Consider the following 19,441-nt stretch of genomic DNA (forward strand, 5'->3'; position numbering starts at 1 on the left):
CGGCGGGCCGGCCCCTACGCGGCGAAGCCGAGGGCGAAGGCGGCGACGACCGGGGCCATGTAGATCACCGGGAAGGGGACGTGGGCGTACGCCCGGGCCCGGAACACGGTGATCACGGCGCCGGTGTAGTAGAGGACCAGGCCGATGCCGGCGGCGATGCCGAGGACCGGGACGAGGAAGCCGGCCAGCAGGCCCAGTGCTCCGGCGGCCTTGGCCGCGCCGAGCGGGGTCCACCAGGCCCGCGGGACCTCGTACTGCTCCATGGCCTCCACGACCCAGGGGGCGCGGCGCAGGAGCGAGTAGCCCGAGAAGCCCGACATGGCGGCGGCGAGGACGGCGACGACGGTGGCGGCGATCTGCATGAGGGGCTCCTCGGTAGGCGGTGGGGACGGTGTTTTTCCGTCCTCACCGCACTGACCCGCGCCGCCGCACGGGTGTGACAGGAACCCCGAAGATTTTTTTATCGGCGCACGGGCCAGCCGCCCGGGTGGTTCCGGGTGGCGGATGCGACGGGTCGAAACCGAGCCGGGACGAAACCGCCTAGCGTCGATCTTGTGCGGTCACCCGGGCCGTACGCGCGAACCGTCTACACACGAGGTCGAACCACTCATGAGCCTGAGCATCCGCAACCAGATCGCCGGCACCGTCACCTCCGTCACCTCGGGCGAGGCCATGACGACGGTCAAGGTCCGCCTGGAAGGTGGCCAGGACATCACCGCCGCGATCACCACCGACGCCGCCAAGGACCTCGGCCTCGCCGCGGGTTCCTCCGTCAAGGCCCTGGTCAAGGCCACCGAGGTCGCCCTGGCCACCGGAGCCGTCGACGGCATCTCCATCCGCAACCAGATCACCGGCACCGTGGTCGACGTCGCCGCCGGCGGCGCGATGGCCTCCGTCAAGGTGGACGTGAACGGAGGCGGGCTCACCGCCGCCATCACCAAGGACGCCGTCGAGGCGCTCGGCCTGGCCGCCGGGTCCTCCGTCGTCGCGCTGATCAAGTCGACCGAGATCTCCCTCGCGACGGTCTGAAGACCTGAGCGTCTGCGGGCCCTGATCGCTTGAGGGTCCTGCCCTACAGGCCCAGGCTCGGCGGCGACAGCGCGCCGAACCACACGTGCGTGACGGCGCTGACGTAGCGCGCCCCGCACCGGTCCGAAGGGACCACCAGCTGCGCACCCGCCTCGTCGAGGTCCTCACCGTCGAGGCGGGTCGCCAGCAGCACCGGACTCCCACCGAAGTCGGCGTCCAACTCGGCCCAGGACAGCATCGAATGGTGCCCGTCCCCGCCGGTCACGGCGAGCAGGAACCGCGAACGGTCCTTGCGGCGGCGTGCGTCGAAGGCCGGGCCGGCGTCCGAGACCACCTCCCGGAGCAACGGGCCCTCGAACACGTGGTGCTGCGGACCGTTCGTCGCGCAGTCGAAGGTGACCGCGGCCCGGTGCGGTGCCCAGTCCCGCAGATCCGCGACGCTCAGCGTCGCCGGGTGATCCAGGTCTCCGTGCAGCATGAGTTTGGCCATGGGTCACTCTTTCCCGGCGGCGAGCCTTACGGAACCTCATCTGCAAGGTTGGTGCCTTGATATGAGCCGCACCTGTGCATGAAGTCGTCGCATCTGCCTGGCAGCTGATGCGATCCAGTGATCGCCGGCATCCATGACCGTGCCCTGAAGCGCGGATCCCCGTACAACCATCGCGCGGGCCGGTCCGTCCAAGCGGTGACGGTCGAACGATGTGACGGGGGATGGATGAACAAGAGCATCAGCGCGGTGCTTCGCACGCGTGCCACGGTCCTGCTGACGGCAGGTGGCGTCACCTTCCTCGGCATACCGGCCGTCGCCGCGGCGGGGAGCCCGGCCGGCCTCTACGTGGACAATCGCCCGGAAGCGCACTGCACCGACACCGGGACGGGTTCGCGGGCCGCCCCGTTCTGCACGATCCAGGCGGCGGTGAAGGCCGTCGCGCCGGGTCAGACCGTACTGATCGACCCGGAGACGAACTACGACGAGCCCGTCACCATCGACCGCTCCGGCGAGCCGGGCAAGCCGATCACCTTCGCGGTGGACGCGACGGACGACTCCAGGGCACAGCTGCGCTCCCACCAGGGCCTGAGCATCACCGGCGCCTCCCACGTGGTGGTCCGGGGGCTGACCCTCTACGCAGGCGTGAAGATCAACCGTTCCAGCGACGTGGTGGTGGAACAGTCCCAGCTCTGGGGCTCCACCAAGGGCTTGACGGTGGGCGACGGCAGCACGGACGTCCGCATCAGCCGGAGCCGCATCGACGGCACGCGGATCGAAGGCGGCAGCCGGGGCACCGTTCTCAGCCGGAACCTGATCACCGGCGGAACCGACAAGCCGGCCGTCGTGGCGGACGCACCCGGTACGGCGTTCACCAACAACCACTTCGCCGGCGGCTGCGGAACGAGCCTCTCGATCAGCGGCGGCTCGACCGGCTCCTCCGTGCTCAACAACGTGTTCCTCACCGCGGAGCCCGGCTCCTCCCCGTGCGCGGCGGACAAGACCCGCAACCCGCTCGTGGTGGAGCAGAGCGCGACGTCCGGCACCCGCGCCGACTACAACCTGCTCGCGGGCAGCCCCAAGATCGTCACGGTCCCGTACACCTGGGCCGGTACGGCCTACAAGGACGCGGCGGCGTTCCAGGCCGCCACGGGCCAGGGCGGCCACGACATCATCACACCGAACCGCGACCGCGTCGGCGTGATGGACGGCTCCCTCACCATCGACTCGGGCGACCCGACGGCGCCCGGCGCCCTCCTGACCGGCGACATGGACGGGAACCCGGTCGCGGACGACCCGCGCGTCCCCAACACCGGCAGGAACGGCGGATACGTCGACCGCGGCGCCTACGAGACCGCGGAGCACCTGACCGAGGCCTCCCTGTCGGTGGACCAGGAATGGGCTCCGGCCGGCACGAAGGTGACGGTGCAGCCCGGCTCGGACAGCAACTGGCCCACCGGGCTGACGTATGCGACGGACTTCGGCGACGGGACCGACCCGGTCGTCACCCGCCCGGGAGACGCCGCCAACGGAGCTGCGACGCACGTCTACAGCTCCTCCGGCTCGACCGTGGTCACCGTGACGGTGTCCAACGGCCTGGGGACGAGGCTCACCGCGTCGAAGAAGATCAAGGTGACCTCGGCCTACAAGCTGACCCCTCGCTTCGTCGTGCGCCAGCCCCTGCCCACCAGCACGGACCCGAGCGCCATGGGGGTCGACCCGCTGACCGTCGTCGTCGACCCGACGGAGCACACCTCGGCACCCTGGCCGGTGGTGAGCGCGGACATGGAGTTCGGTGACGGCAATACGGCCCACGCCGACGGGCTGCGTTCGTTCGAGCACACCTACACCACGCCCGGCAACTACGAGATGAAGTTGACCCTCGTGGACTCCAAGGGCGTGAGGTCCGTTGGCGTCCGCACCATCAAGGTCGCCTACGCGCCGTCCGGGTACGTGGCCACGGAGCCGTTCCGCATCAAGGACTCGCGCACGGACCGCAAGCCCGTCGTGTCCGGCCGGCCGCTGGACGTGACCCTGCCGATGCACCACCGGGTACCGGGCCACCCCCTGTCGGGCAGCATGGCTTCCGCGGTCGTCAACGTGACCGTCACCGGAGCCACGGAGGACACCCACCTCACCGTGTGGCCCTCGGGTCAGGCGCGTCCGGCTACCTCGAACGTGAACGTCCGCGCGGGCGGCACCTCGTCGAACACGGTCACGGTCCCCACGGGCGGGGGCGCGCTCCAGATGCAGCTGAACTCCGGCAAGGCCGAGCTGATCGTGGACTTCGTCGGCTACTACCAGCCCAACGCCGGCGACCGCTTCTCGCCTCTCGACCCGACCCGGGTCCTGGACACCCGTACCACCGGCGGCGCACTGTCCGCCGCCAAGACCCGCACGGTGAAGGTCGCGGGCGTCAACGGCATCCCGGCGGACGCCAAGGCCGTCGCCCTCAACCTCACCGCTACCGGCGCCAAGGAGCAGGCCCACGTCATCGCCTACCCCGACCCGGCCAAGCGCCCCGCCACCTCGAACCTGAACGTCGAGCCCGGCAAGGACAAGTCCAACCAGGCCATCGTCCCCGTCGGCCCGAACGGCACCATCACCCTCTTCACCAACACCGGCTCGACGCACGTGATCCTCGACGCCGTCGGCTACTACGGCAAGGACGGGAAGACCCTCTTCAACCCGGTCGTCCCCAAGCGCCTGGCGGACACCCGCACCACGGGCAAGCTCGCCCCCGGCGCCACCACCACGGTGACCGGCCTTCCCTCCAACGCCATCGGTGCGGTCCTCAACATCACCGCCACCGACACCACCGCCCCCGGCTTCCTCACGGCGTACGCCTTCGGCGGCACCCTGCCGGGCGCCAGCAGCCTCAACACCCTCCCGGGCGTCACGGTCCCGAACCACGTGATCTCCCCGGTCGCCCCCGGCGGAAAGGTCAGCATCTTCAACAGCCACGGCGGCCCCAACCACGTGATCACCGACCTCCTCGGCTACTTCACGCGGGGGTAGCCCCAGCGCGCACCGAGTCCCCTGGGGCAGCTCCGACGGAGCTGCCCCACCGGTGTTTCAGGGTCGGCCGCCCGCCTCGTGGATCTTCTGCCAGACCACGTCCCGGGTCACCGGCAGTTCCGTGAAGCGGATCCCCGTCGCGTCCCGCAGCGCGTTGGCGAAGGCGGGGGCCACCGGGTTGAAGGGGCTCTCGGACATCGACTTGGCGCCGAGCGGGCCGATGGAGTCGGAGGTCTCCATGAAGTGGACCTCCGTACGCGGGACGTCCGCGTACTGCGGGAGGCGGTAGCGGCGGAAGGCGGCCGTGGTGACCTCCCCGCGCTCGTCGACCCGTACGGTCTCGAAGAGGGTGGCGCCCAGGGCCTGGGCCACGCCGCCCTCGACCTGGCCGCGGCACTGCATCGGGTTCATGACCTTGCCCGCGTCGGCCGCGTGGACGGAGCGGAGGATCTTCATCTCGCCGGTGTCCGGATCGACGGCGATCCGGAACCACTGGGCGTTGAAGGCCACCGAGCGCGGGGAGCCGGTCCAGTGGCCCTCCGCCGATATCTCGTGCAGCTTGTTCTTGTCGTACGCGGCCTCGTACAGCTCCTTGAGGGTGACGACCCGTCCCGCGCAGTCGAAGGCCTCGCCCTCCAGCTTGCACAAGTGCCGTGCCACGCCCGTGTGGCGGGCCGCGAAGGTCTTCAGTCGTCCCGCGAGCGCGTCGGCCGCCAGCATCACCGCCTTGCCCGCCACCACCGTGCCGGCGGAGCCGAAGGCGCCGGTGTCGTGGCGGACCACGTCGGTATCGGACTGGCGGACCGTGATCCGGTCCACCGTGGTGTTCAGGGCGCCCGCGGTGATCTGCTTGTGGACGGTGGTGGTGCCGTTGCCGAACTCGGCCGTGCCCACCGCGATGTCGTACGTCCCGTCGCGCAGCAGGCTGACCGTGGCATCGGCGAAGTGGCCGCCGGGCGGCCCGGTCGCGATCATCGCGACCGCCGCCCCCGTGCCGGTGAGCCAGCCCTCGGGGACCTCCTCGTGGCTGCGGTCCTCGGCGACGGCCTTGCGGACGACCTCCATGCACTGCTTCATCCCGTACGAGGCGATGAAGAGGTCCTCCTCGTGGCCGATCGGGGTGACCATGTGGTCGCCGGGGCCGATGACGTTCTTCTCGCGCAGGACGAGGGGGTCCATGCCGAGCCGGATGGCGAGCTCGTCCATGACGGACTCGACGGCGAAGAGGACCTGGCCCAGGCCGTAGCCGCGGAAGGCGCCCGCGGGCACGCCGTTGGTGTAGACGGAGTACGCCTCCACCTCCTTGTTCGGCGCCTTGTACACCGCGAAGGACTCGCCGACGCTGTGGAACATGACGGCCGGGCCGTGGTTCCCGTAGGCGCCGGTGTTGGAGACGACCCGGATGCGCAGCGCGGTGAGGGTGCCGTCCTTCTTGGCGCCGATCTTGATGGTGATCTTGAAGGGGTGGCGGGTGGTGGCTCCGTAGAACTGCTCGGCGCGGGTGAATTCGAGTTTCACGGGGCGGCGGAGTTTCAGGGCGGCGAGGACCACGATGTCCTCGGTCAGCATCTCCTGCTTGCCGCCGAACCCGCCGCCCACGCGGCCCGCGACCACGCGGACCTCGTCCTCGTTCAGGTCGTAGAGGGCGCACAGGGCCCGCCGGGTCAGGAACGGCGCCTGGGTGGAGGAGCGGACGGTGATGCGTTCGCCGTCCCCGTCCTCCTTGGGCTCGAAGTACGCGACGCTGCCGTGGGTCTCCAGGCTGGCGTGCTGCACGCGCTGCGTTTGGAAGGTCTCCTCGTGGACGACGTCCGCCTCCGCGTACCCCTGCTCCATGTCGCCGAGGGTGTTGTGGACCTCGCCGCACACGTTGTTCTCGGCCCGGAAGATCCCCGACTCGGGGCCCTTGGGATGGAGGACGGGGGCGCCCGGCAGCATGGCCTCCTCCGGGTCGGTCACGTACGGGAGTTCCTCGTACGTGACCACCACGCGGCGGCAGCCCTCCTCGGCGGCCTGCTCGGAGTCCGCGACGACGGCCGCCACGCGCTGGCCGACGAAGCGGACCACGTCGTCCAAGACGCGGGTGTCCATCGGGTCCTCGGTGGGGTGCTCGTGGCGGGCGCTCGAGTACAGGTGGTCGGGGGCGTCGTGGTGGGTGAACACCGCGTGCACGCCGGGGACCTGGAGGGCCTCGGTGGTGTCGATGGAGACGATCCGGGCGTGCGGGTGCGGGGAGCGCAGCAGCTTCATGTGCAGCAGCCCGGGGACCTCGACGTCGAAGGTGTAGCGGGCCGTGCCCGTGACCACCTGCGGGCCGGCCGGCGCACCGAGGGACTTGCCGACGGCCTGGCCCTCCGAGGGGGTTTCGACGTGCTTCACGCCGCGTACGGCGTCCTCGATGGCGCGGTACCCCGTGCAGCGGCAGATGTTGCCCTTGAAGGCGCGCGGGAGGTCGTCGAGCTTGCCGTCGTCGTGGGCGGTGCCCTGCTCGGCCTGGAGGGCGGAGGTGGTCATCAGGAACCCGGCGGTGCAGAAGCCGCACTGGAAGCCCTGGGCGTCGAGGAACTGCTGCTGGGCGGGATGGAGCTCGCCGCCGGGCGAACACAGTCCCTCGACGGTGGTGACGGAGCGGCCCTCGGCGCGGACGGCCGGGTAGAGGCAGCTGTGGACCGGCTGCCCGTCGACGTGGACCGTGCAGGCACCGCAGTCGCCCTGGTCGCAGCCCTTCTTCACGCCGAACCAGCCGCGGTCGCGGAGGTAGGTCCGCAGGCACTGGCCGGCGCGGGGCTCCTCGGTGAAACGCTGCTTGTTGATGTCGATCTCGTAGCCGCTGCCGGTGCCGCTACTGCTGCTGGTGGTCATCGCAGTCCCTCCGGGGCCTCGTCGCCCGTCGGCTCGCCCGTCAGTTCGCGGCGGACCTCCTCGGCCAGGCGCAGGCCCATGTGGCGCCGCCAGGCGGGCAGTCCGTGGATGTCGTCGTACCACTCGTCGGGCCGGACGGTGTCGTCGATGGTCCGGCGCAGCTCGGCCGCCGTGGGCGGCAGCGCGAACCAGAAGCGGAAGGGGCGGGTGGTGGCCGCCGAGACCGTGACGGCGAGGGAGCCGTCCCGGGGGTCGTAGGCGCCGATGACGAGCGCGCCGGAGCGGCCCAGGCCGTAGAGGGAGGCCTGCCGGAAGGCCGTACGGGAGTCCAGGGCGCGGGCGGGCAGTCGCACCGAGCGCAGCAGTTCGCCGTCGCGCAGGTCCTTGACGCCGGCTCCGCGGATGAAGTCGGGGACGGGCAGGCGCCGGGTGGAGCCGTCCTGGCCCTGGAGGAGGACGGTGCCGTCGAGGGCGGCGGTGAGGGAGATCATCGGGCCGGCGGGGAGGCCGTTGCAGAGGTTGCCGCCGACGGTCGCCATGTTCCAGATCTTGAAGCTGGCGAGGAAGGCCCGGCAGCACTGTTCGAAGAGCGGCGCGGCCGTGGTGGGCAGGGTCCGGCCGAAGCGGGACAGCTCGGTGATGGTGCAGGTCGCGGCGATGTCGAGGGAGCCGTCGGGCTGCCAGGAGAGGGGCGGCCAGCCCATCCGGGAGAGGTCGACGAGGCGGCGGATGTGGGGCTGGGGCTCGGAGAAGAGGTACGTCCCGCCGCCGAGCCAGGCGTCACCCGGCCGCCAGGGTTCGCGGCGGCGAGCGTCGCGTACGTCGAGCACCGTGTTGAGGTCCATTTCCCGCCATCCTTTCCGTCGTCGTCTCGTGGTTCTTCGTCGTTGCGCGGTCGCTTTTTCGTCGCTTTTCGGCGGCTTGCTCAGTGAAACAACGGGCCGGGGGCGGGGACGACTGGTCCCCGGCACGGAAAAACACCAGGGCCGACGGGGCGTACCTGGTGGATCATCCAAGAGGCTGTTCGAAGGGTTGCCCTTGCATTTACCATGGGAATCCTCATATTCGCCTCGCGATTGTGGGCTGCCACCCGCCGCAAGGAGTCCCCGTCATGCACGTCCTCGACCTGCTCCAGTCCGACAACCTCGGCCTCACCCTGCTGTGGGGCGAGCAGTCCCTTCTCGGCCAGGAGGTCAGCGGGGTGACCGCCACCGACCTGGAGGACCCGGGCCGGTTCCTGGGCCCCGGAGAGCTGGTGCTCAGCGGTCTCGTGTGGTGGCGTCCGGGGGCCTCGGCCGAGGCCAGGACCGACCGTTTCGTCGCCGCCCTCGCCGAGGCCGGAGCGCGGGCGCTGCTGGCGGGCGAGGAGACCCACGGAGGGGTGCCCGAGGAGGTCGTCGCCGCCTGCCGGGCCCACCGGATGCCGCTGGTGGCGGTGCCCGCGCGGACCAGCTTCCGGGCCGTCACCGAAGCGGTGTACCTGCGCCAGTGGGGCGACCTCAGCCGGCGCCCGACCCGGCACTTCGCGCTTCCCGAGAACGTGCGCAGCGAGCTGAGCCGGCTCCTGGAGGGCGGGGCCGGGCCGGCGGAGCTGCTGGACCGGGCGTGTGCGCACCTGGGCCGGCTGCCCTGCTACCTGCTGACCGCGAGCGGCCGCACGGTGGCCCGTACCGCGTCCGCGCCCGCGATCCCGGCACAGCGGGCCGCCTCCGCCGCGAAGGGCGGGGTCTCGCTCGGCGTCGAGGCCGAGAGCTCCCCGTACGACGCCTGGCTGCTGCACGTCCCGGACGCGGACGCGGCGCCGCCGCGGGTGCTCCACGAGATCGCCGAGGTGTTCGCGCAGTACCGCGACGGCACGGCCCGCCGGGTGGCCGCGCGCCGGGCCGCCGGACGGGACCTGCTCGCCCTGGTGGCGGACGGGGCGGAACCGGACCTCCTCGGCGCCGCGCTCCAGGCGGCCGGACTGCCCGCGGGGGGCCCGTACCGCGTGGTGACGGCGACCGACGGGGACGCGCTGGCGGAGGCGCTGGGGCACCTGGAGGGCGCCCGGTGGGCGGCGGGGCCGGGCGGGGCGGTGCTGTACGAGGGCCCGGACGGCGCGGATGCCGCCGGGGCGGCCCCCACCGCCGATCTCGCCGACCGGCTGCGCGCCGTGTGGCCGCTGCTCCAGGCCTGCGCCGAGCCGGGGGCCGACCTGCGGCTCGGCGTGGGCGCGCGGACGGAATCGGCGGAGGGGCTGCGCGTGTCCCTGTCCCAGGCCCGCTTCGCGCTGACGGCGGCGGACGAGGCGGTCGCGGTCCGCGGGGTCGAGCAGCTGGACACCCTGGCCGAACTGCTGTCGGGGGTCCCGCCGGAGGTGCGCGGGGTGTTCGGGACGCGGACGCTGGGCTCGCTCGGGGACGGGATGCTCCGGGAGACCCTGGAGGTGTTCCTTGCGAACAACTGCTCGTGGACGCGTACGGCGGAGGCCCTGCACCTGCACGTCAACACGGTCCACTACCGGATCGAGCGGGTGGAGGCGCTGACCGGCCGCGACCTCTCGCGCCTCGACCACAAGCTGGACCTGTACGCGGCGCTGCGCTGCTAGTCCGCGCCGCTGCGCCGCTGGTCCGTGCCGCTGCCCTGCCAGTCCGCGCCGCTGCTAGAAGGCCAGGTCGATGTGGACGTCCGTGGACTTCACCCGGGCCGTCACGGTGACCCCGACCGCGATGCCGAGTTCCTCGACCGACTCCCGGGTCACCACGGAGACCAGGCGGTGCCGGCCCGACTGGATCTCGACCTGGGCGGCGACCGCGTCGCACCGGACGGCGGTGACGATCCCGGCGAAGGAGTTGCGCACGGAGGTGGCGGCCGCCTTCTCCGGTACCGGATGCGGGGCGGCGCCCCGCTCCTTGGCGAAGGCGGCGAGGGCCACCCCGTCGACGGTGCGCACCCCCTCGGGTGACCGGCGGACGGGCAGCCGCCCCCCGTCGGCCCAGCGGCGGACGGTTTCGGGGCTCACGCACAGCAGACCGGCAGCCTGCCCTATCGAGTACGACGGCACGCCCGCAGCCTAGTGCCGTGCCGGTCCCCGGCAGGGCGGGTCAGAACAAGAGACAAACATCCCCCAAACCTCCCCCACGGGACAAATAGGTCAAGAGGCGTAGCGTCGTAGGTGCGACCGGAAAACGAAGGGTGCCGCCGATGTCCGTCCCGTCCGTCCCGTCTGTCCCGCCCACCTCGCCCGCCCTGCCCTCCCGCCCCGTCATCGTCGGCTTCGACGGTTCGCCCCGGAGCATCGCCGCCGCCCGGTGGGCCGCCCGCGAGGCCATGGCGGCCGGGGCGCCGCTGCGGCTGCTCCACGTGGGCCAGGCCTGGCCGACCGTCCAGCCGATCTCCCCGGAGTTCCAGCCCGTGCTCGGCGCGAACGAGTCCGCGGCGAGGGCCGTACTGTCCTCCGCCGTCGCGGAACTCCGCGCCGCCCACCCGGGCCTGGACGTCGGGGCGAGCACGGCGGAGGGCGGAGCCGGCAACGAGATCCCGCGGGCGGCCGCCGGGGCGAACGCCGGGCTGATCGTGCTCGGCGCGAGCGGCGAGGAACGCCACGTGGTGCCGCGGCTCGGCTCCACCGCGCTGCACGTCGCGGGGCGCGCCGAGGTGCCGGTCGTCCTGGTGCGGGAGCCCGTCGAGCGCGCGCCGCACGGACGCGGGGTCGTCGTCGGGGTGGACCCGGCGGGCGACCACGCCGCGGTCCTCGGCTTCGCGTACGCCTGGGCCGCGCGGCACGCCCTCCCGCTCCGCGCGGTGCACGTGGTGCGGGCGGGCCCGGCCGCACCGGAGCCCCTCGAAGCGGCGGTGGCCGCGGCCGGTGCGGCCCACCCGTCGGTGCCGACGCAGTGCGTGACCCGCTCGGGCGACCCGGCGGAGCTCCTGCTGGAGGAGTCCGCCGAGGCCGACCTCCTGGTCGTGGGCCGCCGCCACCACCGCCCGCTCCACGGCATGGGCCCCACGGACCACGCGGTGGCCCACCACGCCCACAGCCCGGTGGCCCTGATCCCCCACGGCTAGGGGGCGAGCCCGGGCGGCCCGCCGTTCCTACTTGTCGGCCGCCGGGCCGTACCACTGCAGGGCCTGGCCGGTGACGGCCGCGATGCACTCGAAGTCGCGGTCGCGGTGCAGGAGGGTCAGCCCCTGCAGTTCCGCGGTCGCGGCGACGACGAGGTCCACGGCGCCGGCACTTCGGTGCTGACCCCGCCGGGTCAGCACCTCCTGCACCTGCCAGGCGCGGTCGTAGGCGCGGTCGTCGACGGGCACCCAGCCGAACAGCAGGCGCATGTCCTCGATGCCCCGCGCCCGGTCCTCGGCGGACCGGGCGCTGTAGAAGAACTCCAGCTCGGTGATCGGGCAGGTGGCGATGAGCCCGGCCGCCGCCGCCTGGTCCCAGCCGTACTGTTCGGCGTCGCCCCGCATGAGTCGGGCCAACGCGCTGGTGTCGATGAGGAATTGGGCAGCGCTCACCGCCGGTAGTTCCCCTTGTCGTCAAAAAGGTCCAGGTCGAAGGCGCCTTCGGCGGCGGCCGCGCGGAGACGTGTCAGCGCAAGGGCCCGGCGCCGGGTCTCCAGGACCTCGCGCAGCGCGGTGTTGACCGTGTCCCGCTTGGTGCTCGTGCCGAGTGCCTGGGCGACGTCAGCAAGCAGCTCATCGTCGAGGTCGATCACGGTTCTACTCACGGGGCACCTCCGCTGATATCAACTCGGATGCCGATTATATCTTTCAAGGTATCTCGCGGGGAACCCGTCCCTAGTGGCCCGCTACCGCCGCAACAGCACGATCACCGACCCCCACATCGTCAGCAGGACGTTGCCCAGGGCGTACGGGACCGTCGTCCCCAGGGCCGGGATCTGGCTGCGCGCGCGTTCCGTCAGGGCGCCCAGCGCGGCCGTGGTGGTCTGGGCTCCGGCCAGGGCGCCGAGCAGGATCGGGAGGGGGAGGCGCTGCACGAAGTGCCCGTAGGCGAATCCGGCCAGCAGCGGCACGCTCGTCACGGCGGCGCCCCACAGGAGCAGCGGCCAGCCGGCTTCGCGCAGGCCCGGGACGAAGCTCGGGCCTGCGTTGAGGCCGACGACCGTGACGAACACGCACAGCCCGAGCGTGCCCATCAGCCACTGCGCCGCCGACGGCAGGTTCCCGTACGTCGGGTACTTGCTCCGGATCCAGCCGAAGACCAGCCCCATCAGCAGCGCCCCGGTGGAGGTGGACAGCGACAGCGGAGCACCCGCCGCGTGCAGCGCCGGGATGCCGAGGCAGCCGCCGAGGAAGAGCCCGAGCGCGATCCACACCATGTCCGTCGCGAAGCTGGTCGGCACCGGCTTGCCCAGCTCCGCCGCGGCCGCCTCCACCCGCTTGCGCGGCCCCGTGAGGACCAGGGTGTCGCCCCGCTCCACGGTGCTGTCGAGGCGGACCCGCAGGTCGGCACCGGCCCGCCAGTGCCCGTCGACGAAGACGCCCGGCATGAACTCCTCGTGGCGCAGGGTGCGGATGGTGCGGCCGCTGAGGTTCCGGTCGGTGATGACCACGTGCAGGGACTCGGTGCGGTAGGCCAGCAGCTCGAAGTCGTCGGTCTCCATCCCGATGTGCGTGCGCGCGTCGTACGCGACGAGGTCGCCGCGGACCGCGCTGACGGCCAGGACGTCCCCGATCTCGACCCGGGTGTCCGCCGTGTGCTCCAGGATCTCCCCGCCCCGCCGCACCCGGGTGATGTAGAGCCGCCGCCCCGCGGCCTTCTGCTCCGCCTCGAAGTCCCCGATCGTGCGCCCCGCGAAGGCCGCCACGTCGACGGCGTACGCGCGCAGCACGTGCTTGTAGTAGCCCTCCCCGGCGTCGGGGTCGTCCTCGGCGGCCTCCAGGTCGGCCGCGAGCACGGCGCTCTCCTCCGCGAGGTCCCGGCGCAGCAGGCGGGGCAGGATCCCGGCGAGGAGCAGCGCGGGCAGCACGGTGCCGAGGGGGTACGTGACCGCGTAGGCGACGGCGATCAGATGGGACTGGTCCCGGGCCTCGGCCGCGCTGACCCCGGGCAGGTGGGCGATGGCGTCGGAGCCGACGCCGATGACGGCGGACTGGGTGAGGCCGCCGCCGAGCAGCCCGGCGGAGAGGCCGGTGCCGTAGCCGGCGAGCGTGGCGCAGGCCCAGGCGGTGGCGAGGCCGGTGACGCAGACGACGAGGGCGAGGAGGACCTGGGGGAGGCCGTCCTTGCGCAGGGCGCGGAAGAACTGCGGGCCGACGTCGTAGCCCAGGGCGAAGAGGAACATGAGGAAGAAGACGGACTTGATCGGACCGTCGATCTCGACCTTGGCCTGGGAGCCGATGACCAGGCCGGCGACCAGGCATCCGGTGACGGCGCCGAGGGCGATGGACTTGTACCGGAGGCGGCCGAGCAGGAAGCCGACGGCGATGGTCAGGAAGATCAGCAGCTCGGGGTAGGGCTGGAAGATCTCCCTCCTGAGCCAGTCCATCCGCGCCGCCTCCCGTGCACCTCCCGCGCCTCATCGGCCGTCTCGGGAAACGGTATGTGCGGGTATGTCCACCCGCACGTCCAGCACGTCCAGATACGGCCAGCGCGTCCAGCGCGTCGGCCGCCGTCGACCCGGTCGGCCACGTCAGCGGGTGGCGACCCGCTCGGCGAGGTACTCCTCCCAGGTGCGGCGCCCGACCGCCTGCCCGGGGGCGGTCAGGTGGCCGGCGCGCCAGGCGGCTCCGACCTTGCCGGGGATCCGGACGGGCAGGACGGCGCGCCGCTTGCCGGCGGCGTGCAGCCAGTCCTTGGCGAGCCGGGTCGCCGGGTACACGGCCGGGCCGGCGAAGTCGGGCACCCGGCCCGCCGGGGCGCCGAGGGCGAGCTCGACCAGCCGGTCCGCCACTTCGCCCGCGTCGGCCGGCTGGCAGTCGGTGCCGGACGGTACGAGGACCACCGGGAGCTTGGACAGGGCCCCGAGGGCCAGGTCGAGCAGTGCGGGGAACTGGGTGGCCCGCAGGGTGGTCCAGCCGGCCCCCGAGGCGGCGAGGAGCTGCTCGCCCTCCAGCTTGACCCGGTAGTACGGGTACGGGATCCGGTCGACGCCGACGATCGAGATGTTGACGACGTGCTCGACGCCGGCCCGCTCCACGGCGTCCAGCAGGTTCCGCAGGCCCGGGACGTCGTTCTTGAAGTGCCGGAGGTCGCTCGCGCAGTGGATGACCGTACCGACGCCCGCGAGCGCCTCGTCGAGTCCGGCGCCGGTGGTCAGGTCGCCGATGTACCAGTCCACCCCGGCGTCCTGCGGCAGCGCGGTCCGGCGCGTGAGCGCGCGGACCGGGCGGCCGGTGCGGCGGACCCGCTCCAGCACCTCGCGGCCGAGCGTGCCCGTCGCCCCGGTCACCATGATCGTGTCGTTCTTCATCGGTATCAGTCCCAGCCTTCCGAAGCCGCGGTCGCCGTCACCGATGAAGAACCGACGGGTCAGGCGTTCTGTGACAGCTCTCGGAGCTGAGTTGCGAGGAAGGCGAGTTTGTCCGGGTTCAGGACGAGCCGGACGCCGGTGATCCCGCCCTCGCCGAGCTCCAGCGCGCCGAACGCGGTCAGCTCGCCGTCCGCCCAGCCGGTCACGGCCGGAACGCCGTTCACCTCGGCGAAACCGATCTGCGCGGCGTTGACCCACCGGGAGAAGAGGCCGATCAGGAAACGGGCCGCGTTGTCCCGCCCGGCCACCGGCCGGCTCGCCGCACTCGCCTTGCCGCCGCCGTCCGACCAGACGACCACCTGGTCGGCGAGCAGCTGTTCCAGCTGGGCCATCTCACCCCCGGACGCGGCGGCCAGGAACCGGGCCAGCAGCTCGTCGTCCTGCTCCCGGGAGCTGGTGAACCGCGGCCGGCCGTCGGCGAGGTGCTGCCTGGCCCGGCGGTAGAGCTGGCGCGCGTTCGCCTCAGAGCAGTCCAGGACGCCCGCGACGTCGCGGTGGCTGTAGTCGAAGGCGTCGCGCAGCACCACGGCGGCCCGCTCGGGCGGCGACAGCTGCTCCATCATCGTCAGCACGGCGAAGGACACCGAGTCCCGCTGCTCGGCCGTCTCCATGGGTCCCAGCACGCCGGCGCCGGTCCCCACGGGCTCCGGGATCCAGGGCCCGAAGTACTCCTCGCGCTGCACCCGGGCGGAAGTGAGCCGGTTCAGGCACAGGTTGGTGAGGACCTTGGCCAGCCACGCGCCCGGCGCGGCCACCTGGCCGGGCTCGACCCCGTGCCAGCGCAGGTACGCGTCCTGCACGGCGTCCTCGGCCTCGGCCGCCGAGCCGAGCATCCGGTACGCCAGTGAGAACAGCCTCGGCCGATGGGTCTCGAACTCCTGCGCCGTGTCCATGGCCCCACGCTAAGCGGGGCCACCGGGGGAGGGGGACAGGAGGAGAAAGTCGAAGAGCCCCGCTGCAAGCAGCGGGGCTCTTCGACTTATTGCCCGGTGAGAGCAATGGCGGAGGATACGAGATTCGAACTCGTGAGGGGTTGCCCCCAACACGCTTTCCAACTGTCCGCATGGCCGTTCAGGGGCGTTCAGGGACGTCCGCAGGGCAGGCTGCTCGGGGTACGCGTACGGCGTTGAACGGCGGCGACCGGGGGCGTACTGGACAAAGACCAGGACAAGGATTGCCGGGGGTAGGAGCACCCCCGGTCGGGTGCCGAGCCCCGTGGCACCCTTGGCAGCGAGCAACGGAGAGAGCGAGAGGAGCCCACGTGTCGGAGGCCAGTCCGCGCGGAACCTACCTGGCTATTTCGGAGGCATTGCGCAAGGGGATCGAAGAGGGCGAGATCGTTGACGCGCTGCCATCAGAGGCTGATCTCGTCAGCGCGCACGGGGTCGCCCGCAACACGATCCGCCGCGCGCTGAAGGTTCTCGAAGCTGAGGGTGTGGTTCAGTCCGCGCCCGGCAAGGGCTGGAGCGTGTCACGGGGCGGCGACCGGCGAACCCTCGTGGAGCGGATGACCGACGTGATCACGGAGGATTCGCTTGCGGTCGGGGACGCCTACCCGTCGGAGGCCAAGCTCTGTGAGCGCTTCGACGTATCGCGCACGGCCGTGCGCCGCGCCATTGCCCAGATGGAGGGAACAGGATTGCTCGACACTGTCCACGGCAAGGGGCGCACCGTACGCGCCCTCCCCACTCGGACCGGCCGGCCGTAGCCTTGGCCGTCATGGGACTGACTACGTGGGCCTACTCGCTCTCCGAATCGCTGCTGTCTGATCCGCTGCCGCGCCGGTGGGTGCACTCGCTCGGGGTAGCCGAGCGCGCCCGATCCCTGGGCCCGATCCTCAGCGCCGATGCGGAGCTGCTGGAAGCAGCCGCGGTGCTGCATGACATCGGCTACTCGCCGAGCCTCGCCACCACCGGCTTCCACCCGCTGGACGGGGCCCGGTTCCTCCGTGACCAGGAGGGCGCGGACGAACGGGTTGTCCGCCTAGTGGCCCATCACTCCTGCGCTCTCCTGGAGGCCGAGGAGCGGGGACTCCGGCATGAGCTGGAGAGCGAATTCGAGCTGGAGCGTCCCGACCTCGTGGACGCGCTGCTGTTCTGCGACATGACGACTACGCCGGACGGGCTCCACACCACGCCGACGCGGCGGCTGGCTGAGATCGTGGAGCGGTACGGGCCGGACACGATCGTCGGCCGCTTCATCCAGCGGGCGGCACCGGAAATCCATGCGGCTGCGGATCGGGTGGAGTCCCGCATGGCCAAGGTGGCCGCCGGAGATCAGCCGATGTAGGGCTCGGTCCGTGAGTCGTCCAGGCCGTGCTGGATGCGCAGCCTCATGGACGGGTGGATGTCCAGGTCGTCGAGGTCCGCCGGATCCATCCAGCGGACTTCCTTCGACTCGCTGCTCGTCCGAAGTGAACCGCCGGTCGGGTGGGCGCGGAAGCAGATCGAGAACTGCTGCCGCACCTCGCCGTCGTCGTACGCGAGCACGTGCTGAGGGTCGGTGTAGAGCCCCGAGATGCCATCGATCTCGACCGTGATTCCCGTTTCCTCCTCCACCTCCCGCACAACCGTGTCGCCGATGCTCTCGCCGATGTCGTGGCCGCCGCCGGGGAGTGCCCACAGGTCGTTGTCGGTCTTGTGGATGATGAGCAGCCGTCCGGCGTCGTCACGGACGACTGCGGTGACCGAGGGGACCACCGAGTTGGCGGCCGGCGCGTTGGGGTCGCGGAAGTAGTCGATTCGGCTCATGCGTGCGGACCTCCGAAGTCGACGGGTGATGTGATGGGCCTGGCCGTTTCCCAGACCCGTTCGATGCTCTCAGCGTACGCATCGAACAGTTCACCTCCGGCCACCCGCTGGATGTGCAGGACCGGGGCCATGTACGCGCCGACCCCGTACAGATGGCCGTTGGCCAGCATCTCGTCGTCAGCTCGGTAGATCGAGTTGTAGAGGGTTGTGGCGTGGAGCCTGAACTCCACCCCCGGGAGTCCGAAGAGGGGGCCGTAGTTGACGAGGGCGTTCCGAACCTTGCTGGCCATGGCGGAGCCGATGCCCTCATCTGCACCGCGCACCGCGACGGCCGGGCTCTCCGGTTCGCCGAGCATGAAGCGGATGGAGACGCCGGCCGCTGACTTCTCCTTCACGACCTGGTGGAACGCGGCGTCCTCCGTGAGCCAGAAGCCGGAGTAGACGAGGACGTCGAAGTGCTGCTTCGCCTTTGCGTAGAGCTGCGGCCACAAGCGGTTCGGCACGACGGAGCGGTGCGGGTACAGCTTGATCAGCTCTGCGTTCCCCGCCTCTGTGACCTCGGAAGACGTGCGCTCCTCCGGCCAGAGGTAGGACATCTCGCACTGAAGCAGCGAGGCTGCGGCGTACTGGAAGCGGCGGTAGGGCTTGCGCTTTGGGTCACCGATCCAGCGCTCCACGGTCTTCGCTGACACCCCTAGGCGCGCCCCTACTTGATCGAGCGTCAGGCCGCTCTCGATGATCGCGCCGCGCAGTCGTTCGTTGGCCATGCCGTGCTCTCCCCCCTGGGACGACTTGGTGCGACTTCACCCTAGCGAAGTCGTCCACAAGTCGTACATGTGCGAGGTCGATCGTCTTCGGCCCTGGGGCCAATCTGTAAGCAGAACGAGCGAGGGACTCGCAGAACCCCAAAAAGTCGAAGGGCTTGACGGAGCGAATCCTTCTCTGCAAGATGAGGAACACGTAATACATGTTCCTCATGAAACGCCCGGAGGAAAGCCCCCCAGGGGTGAGTACGAAGGCCGCGTCCGTTGCTTGAGAACTGAAGAGCGTGCCGACCCAGCCACATGCACACGTGTGGTGATGGGTGCAGGCCACCACCCCGACCGCCCATGTCGGGCCAGGTGCCTGCCCGGATCTGTCTTCTTGGTGGATCCGGCATTGCTTGACCGGAGGGCTCCGCCCTCCGTGTTGCTCCGATGGTCGTAGGTCAGGTTCGACTCCTGGCCGGAGCGCGGGCCCCGTCTGCTGGGGCTCTGTCTGCAACTGCCCGGGGCCAGCCGCCTCTCACCACGGACCGAGGCTGCTCCGGCATTCCTTCGCCAAAGGAGTTCTCATGAATGCTGCAACTTTCGCTGCCGTGTTCATCGCCCTGTACGTCGCTCACAGCGTGGGTGACCACTGGGTCCAGACCTCGCACCAGTCGGCCCAGAAGGGCAAGCCGGGCTGGACCGGGCGCCTGGCCGATGCCCGCCACGTCGCCACCCTGACCGCCACCAAGCTCGCCGTACTCCTCCCCGTCGCGCTGCTGCTGGGCCTTGACCTTTCGGTTCTGGGACTGGTGGTCGGGCTCGGTGTGGATGCCGTGACGCACTGGTGGGCTGACCGCCGCAGCACCCTGGCCGCCCTCGCCAAGGCTGTCGGCCTCGCGGAGTTCTACGCCCTGGGCACCGGGGCGCACCCGGTTCACCCGGTCACCGCCGAGGGCAAGCCTGCCGGCCACCTCGGAACCGGGGCCTACGCGCTCGACCAGGCCTTCCACCACCTGTGGCTGCTGGTCGCCGCGCTCCTCATCACCACCGTCTGACCCCCCTTCCTGCTGG

General features: G+C 71.4%; 19 protein-coding genes. 7 read left to right on the top strand and 12 right to left on the bottom strand.

All coding sequences use genetic code 11. The features are described 5' to 3' along the window. Positions 1-14 precede the first annotated feature (14 nt). Positions 15-362, bottom strand: a complete 348-nt coding sequence (locus ACZ60J_RS30080) for a DoxX family protein (protein WP_469686643.1) — start codon at positions 360-362, stop codon at positions 15-17. Positions 363-609: 247 nt separating this feature from the next. Between ACZ60J_RS30080 and ACZ60J_RS30085 the strand changes: the two genes are divergently transcribed. Next, positions 610-1,029, top strand: coding sequence for a TOBE domain-containing protein (locus ACZ60J_RS30085; protein ID WP_469686645.1), 420 nt, complete (start codon positions 610-612; stop codon positions 1,027-1,029). A gap of 43 nt (positions 1,030-1,072) precedes the next feature. Here the strand turns inward: ACZ60J_RS30085 and ACZ60J_RS30090 are convergent, their stop codons facing one another. Next, a complete protein-coding gene (locus ACZ60J_RS30090; protein ID WP_469686647.1) occupies positions 1,073-1,519 on the bottom strand; it encodes a molybdopterin-dependent oxidoreductase in 447 nt (148 codons plus the stop codon). 225 nt (positions 1,520-1,744) lie between these two features. Here ACZ60J_RS30090 and ACZ60J_RS30095 point away from each other — a divergent pair, with 225 nt between their 5' ends. Then, a complete protein-coding gene (locus ACZ60J_RS30095) occupies positions 1,745-4,534 on the top strand; it encodes a PKD domain-containing protein (RefSeq protein WP_469686649.1) in 2,790 nt (929 codons plus the stop codon). 57 nt (positions 4,535-4,591) lie between these two features. Here ACZ60J_RS30095 and ACZ60J_RS30100 read toward each other — a convergent pair whose 3' ends face one another. After that, positions 4,592-7,396: a molybdopterin-dependent oxidoreductase gene (locus ACZ60J_RS30100; RefSeq protein WP_469686650.1), complete on the bottom strand. Its 2,805-nt coding sequence runs from the start codon at positions 7,394-7,396 to the stop codon at positions 4,592-4,594. After that, on the bottom strand, positions 7,393-8,241 hold the full coding sequence (locus ACZ60J_RS30105) for an FAD binding domain-containing protein (protein ID WP_469686651.1): 849 nt from the start codon (positions 8,239-8,241) through the stop codon (positions 7,393-7,395). The genes ACZ60J_RS30100 and ACZ60J_RS30105 overlap by 4 nt, the downstream gene beginning before the upstream one ends. 266 nt (positions 8,242-8,507) lie before the next feature. Between ACZ60J_RS30105 and ACZ60J_RS30110 the strand changes: the two genes are divergently transcribed. Further along, on the top strand, positions 8,508-9,983 hold the full coding sequence (locus ACZ60J_RS30110) for a helix-turn-helix domain-containing protein (RefSeq protein ID WP_469686652.1): 1,476 nt from the start codon (positions 8,508-8,510) through the stop codon (positions 9,981-9,983). Between the two features lie 54 nt (positions 9,984-10,037). Here the strand turns inward: ACZ60J_RS30110 and ACZ60J_RS30115 are convergent, their stop codons facing one another. After that, positions 10,038-10,439, bottom strand: a complete 402-nt coding sequence (locus ACZ60J_RS30115; RefSeq protein WP_469686654.1) for a TOBE domain-containing protein — start codon at positions 10,437-10,439, stop codon at positions 10,038-10,040. 140 nt (positions 10,440-10,579) lie between these two features. Here ACZ60J_RS30115 and ACZ60J_RS30120 point away from each other — a divergent pair, with 140 nt between their 5' ends. Further along, positions 10,580-11,443 (top strand): universal stress protein, encoded by an 864-nt coding sequence (locus ACZ60J_RS30120; RefSeq protein WP_469686656.1) that lies wholly within the window; start codon positions 10,580-10,582, stop codon positions 11,441-11,443. Between the two features lie 27 nt (positions 11,444-11,470). Here ACZ60J_RS30120 and ACZ60J_RS30125 read toward each other — a convergent pair whose 3' ends face one another. The 5 genes from ACZ60J_RS30125 to ACZ60J_RS30145 all read right to left on the bottom strand — a co-directional run bounded on the left by ACZ60J_RS30125 (position 11,471) and on the right by ACZ60J_RS30145 (position 15,764). Next, the gene (locus ACZ60J_RS30125) at positions 11,471-11,893 is read right to left on the bottom strand and encodes a PIN domain-containing protein (protein WP_469686657.1); all 423 of its coding nucleotides are present in this window, start codon (positions 11,891-11,893) and stop codon (positions 11,471-11,473) included. Then, positions 11,890-12,105 carry a type II toxin-antitoxin system VapB family antitoxin gene (locus tag ACZ60J_RS30130; RefSeq protein ID WP_469686659.1) on the bottom strand — a complete coding sequence of 72 codons (216 nt, stop codon included), beginning with the start codon at positions 12,103-12,105 and terminating at the stop codon, positions 11,890-11,892. Before ACZ60J_RS30130 ends, ACZ60J_RS30125 begins: the two co-directional genes overlap by 4 nt. Before the next feature lie 81 nt (positions 12,106-12,186). After that, positions 12,187-13,887 carry an aspartate-alanine antiporter gene (gene aspT / locus ACZ60J_RS30135; RefSeq protein WP_469686661.1) on the bottom strand — a complete coding sequence of 567 codons (1,701 nt, stop codon included), beginning with the start codon at positions 13,885-13,887 and terminating at the stop codon, positions 12,187-12,189. A 144-nt stretch (positions 13,888-14,031) separates the two neighbouring features. Beyond that, complete coding sequence (locus ACZ60J_RS30140) at positions 14,032-14,811, bottom strand: SDR family oxidoreductase (protein ID WP_469686662.1); 780 nt, start codon at positions 14,809-14,811, stop codon at positions 14,032-14,034. Positions 14,812-14,870: 59 nt separating this feature from the next. Next, positions 14,871-15,764 carry an RNA polymerase sigma-70 factor gene (locus ACZ60J_RS30145; protein ID WP_469686663.1) on the bottom strand — a complete coding sequence of 298 codons (894 nt, stop codon included), beginning with the start codon at positions 15,762-15,764 and terminating at the stop codon, positions 14,871-14,873. A 368-nt stretch (positions 15,765-16,132) separates the two neighbouring features. On the opposite strand from ACZ60J_RS30145, the gene ACZ60J_RS30150 reads away from it, so the two are divergent. Then, positions 16,133-16,579 carry a GntR family transcriptional regulator gene (locus tag ACZ60J_RS30150; protein ID WP_469686664.1) on the top strand — a complete coding sequence of 149 codons (447 nt, stop codon included), beginning with the start codon at positions 16,133-16,135 and terminating at the stop codon, positions 16,577-16,579. Between the two features lie 11 nt (positions 16,580-16,590). Next, the gene (locus ACZ60J_RS30155) at positions 16,591-17,160 is read left to right on the top strand and encodes an HD domain-containing protein (RefSeq protein ID WP_469686665.1); all 570 of its coding nucleotides are present in this window, start codon (positions 16,591-16,593) and stop codon (positions 17,158-17,160) included. Here ACZ60J_RS30155 and ACZ60J_RS30160 read toward each other — a convergent pair. Both ACZ60J_RS30160 and ACZ60J_RS30165 read right to left on the bottom strand, forming a co-directional pair. Next, complete coding sequence (locus ACZ60J_RS30160; RefSeq protein WP_328311583.1) at positions 17,148-17,621, bottom strand: NUDIX hydrolase; 474 nt, start codon at positions 17,619-17,621, stop codon at positions 17,148-17,150. The genes ACZ60J_RS30155 and ACZ60J_RS30160 overlap by 13 nt on opposite strands. Further along, complete coding sequence (locus tag ACZ60J_RS30165) at positions 17,618-18,388, bottom strand: helix-turn-helix domain-containing protein (RefSeq protein WP_469686666.1); 771 nt, start codon at positions 18,386-18,388, stop codon at positions 17,618-17,620. Before ACZ60J_RS30165 ends, ACZ60J_RS30160 begins: the two co-directional genes overlap by 4 nt. 566 nt (positions 18,389-18,954) lie before the next feature. Between ACZ60J_RS30165 and ACZ60J_RS30170 the strand changes: the two genes are divergently transcribed. Next, the gene (locus ACZ60J_RS30170; protein ID WP_469686667.1) at positions 18,955-19,425 is read left to right on the top strand and encodes a transcriptional regulator; all 471 of its coding nucleotides are present in this window, start codon (positions 18,955-18,957) and stop codon (positions 19,423-19,425) included. The last annotated feature ends 16 nt before the right edge of the window (positions 19,426-19,441 follow it).

The sequence above is a fragment of the Streptomyces sp. NPDC104226 genome (genome assembly GCF_055584085.1).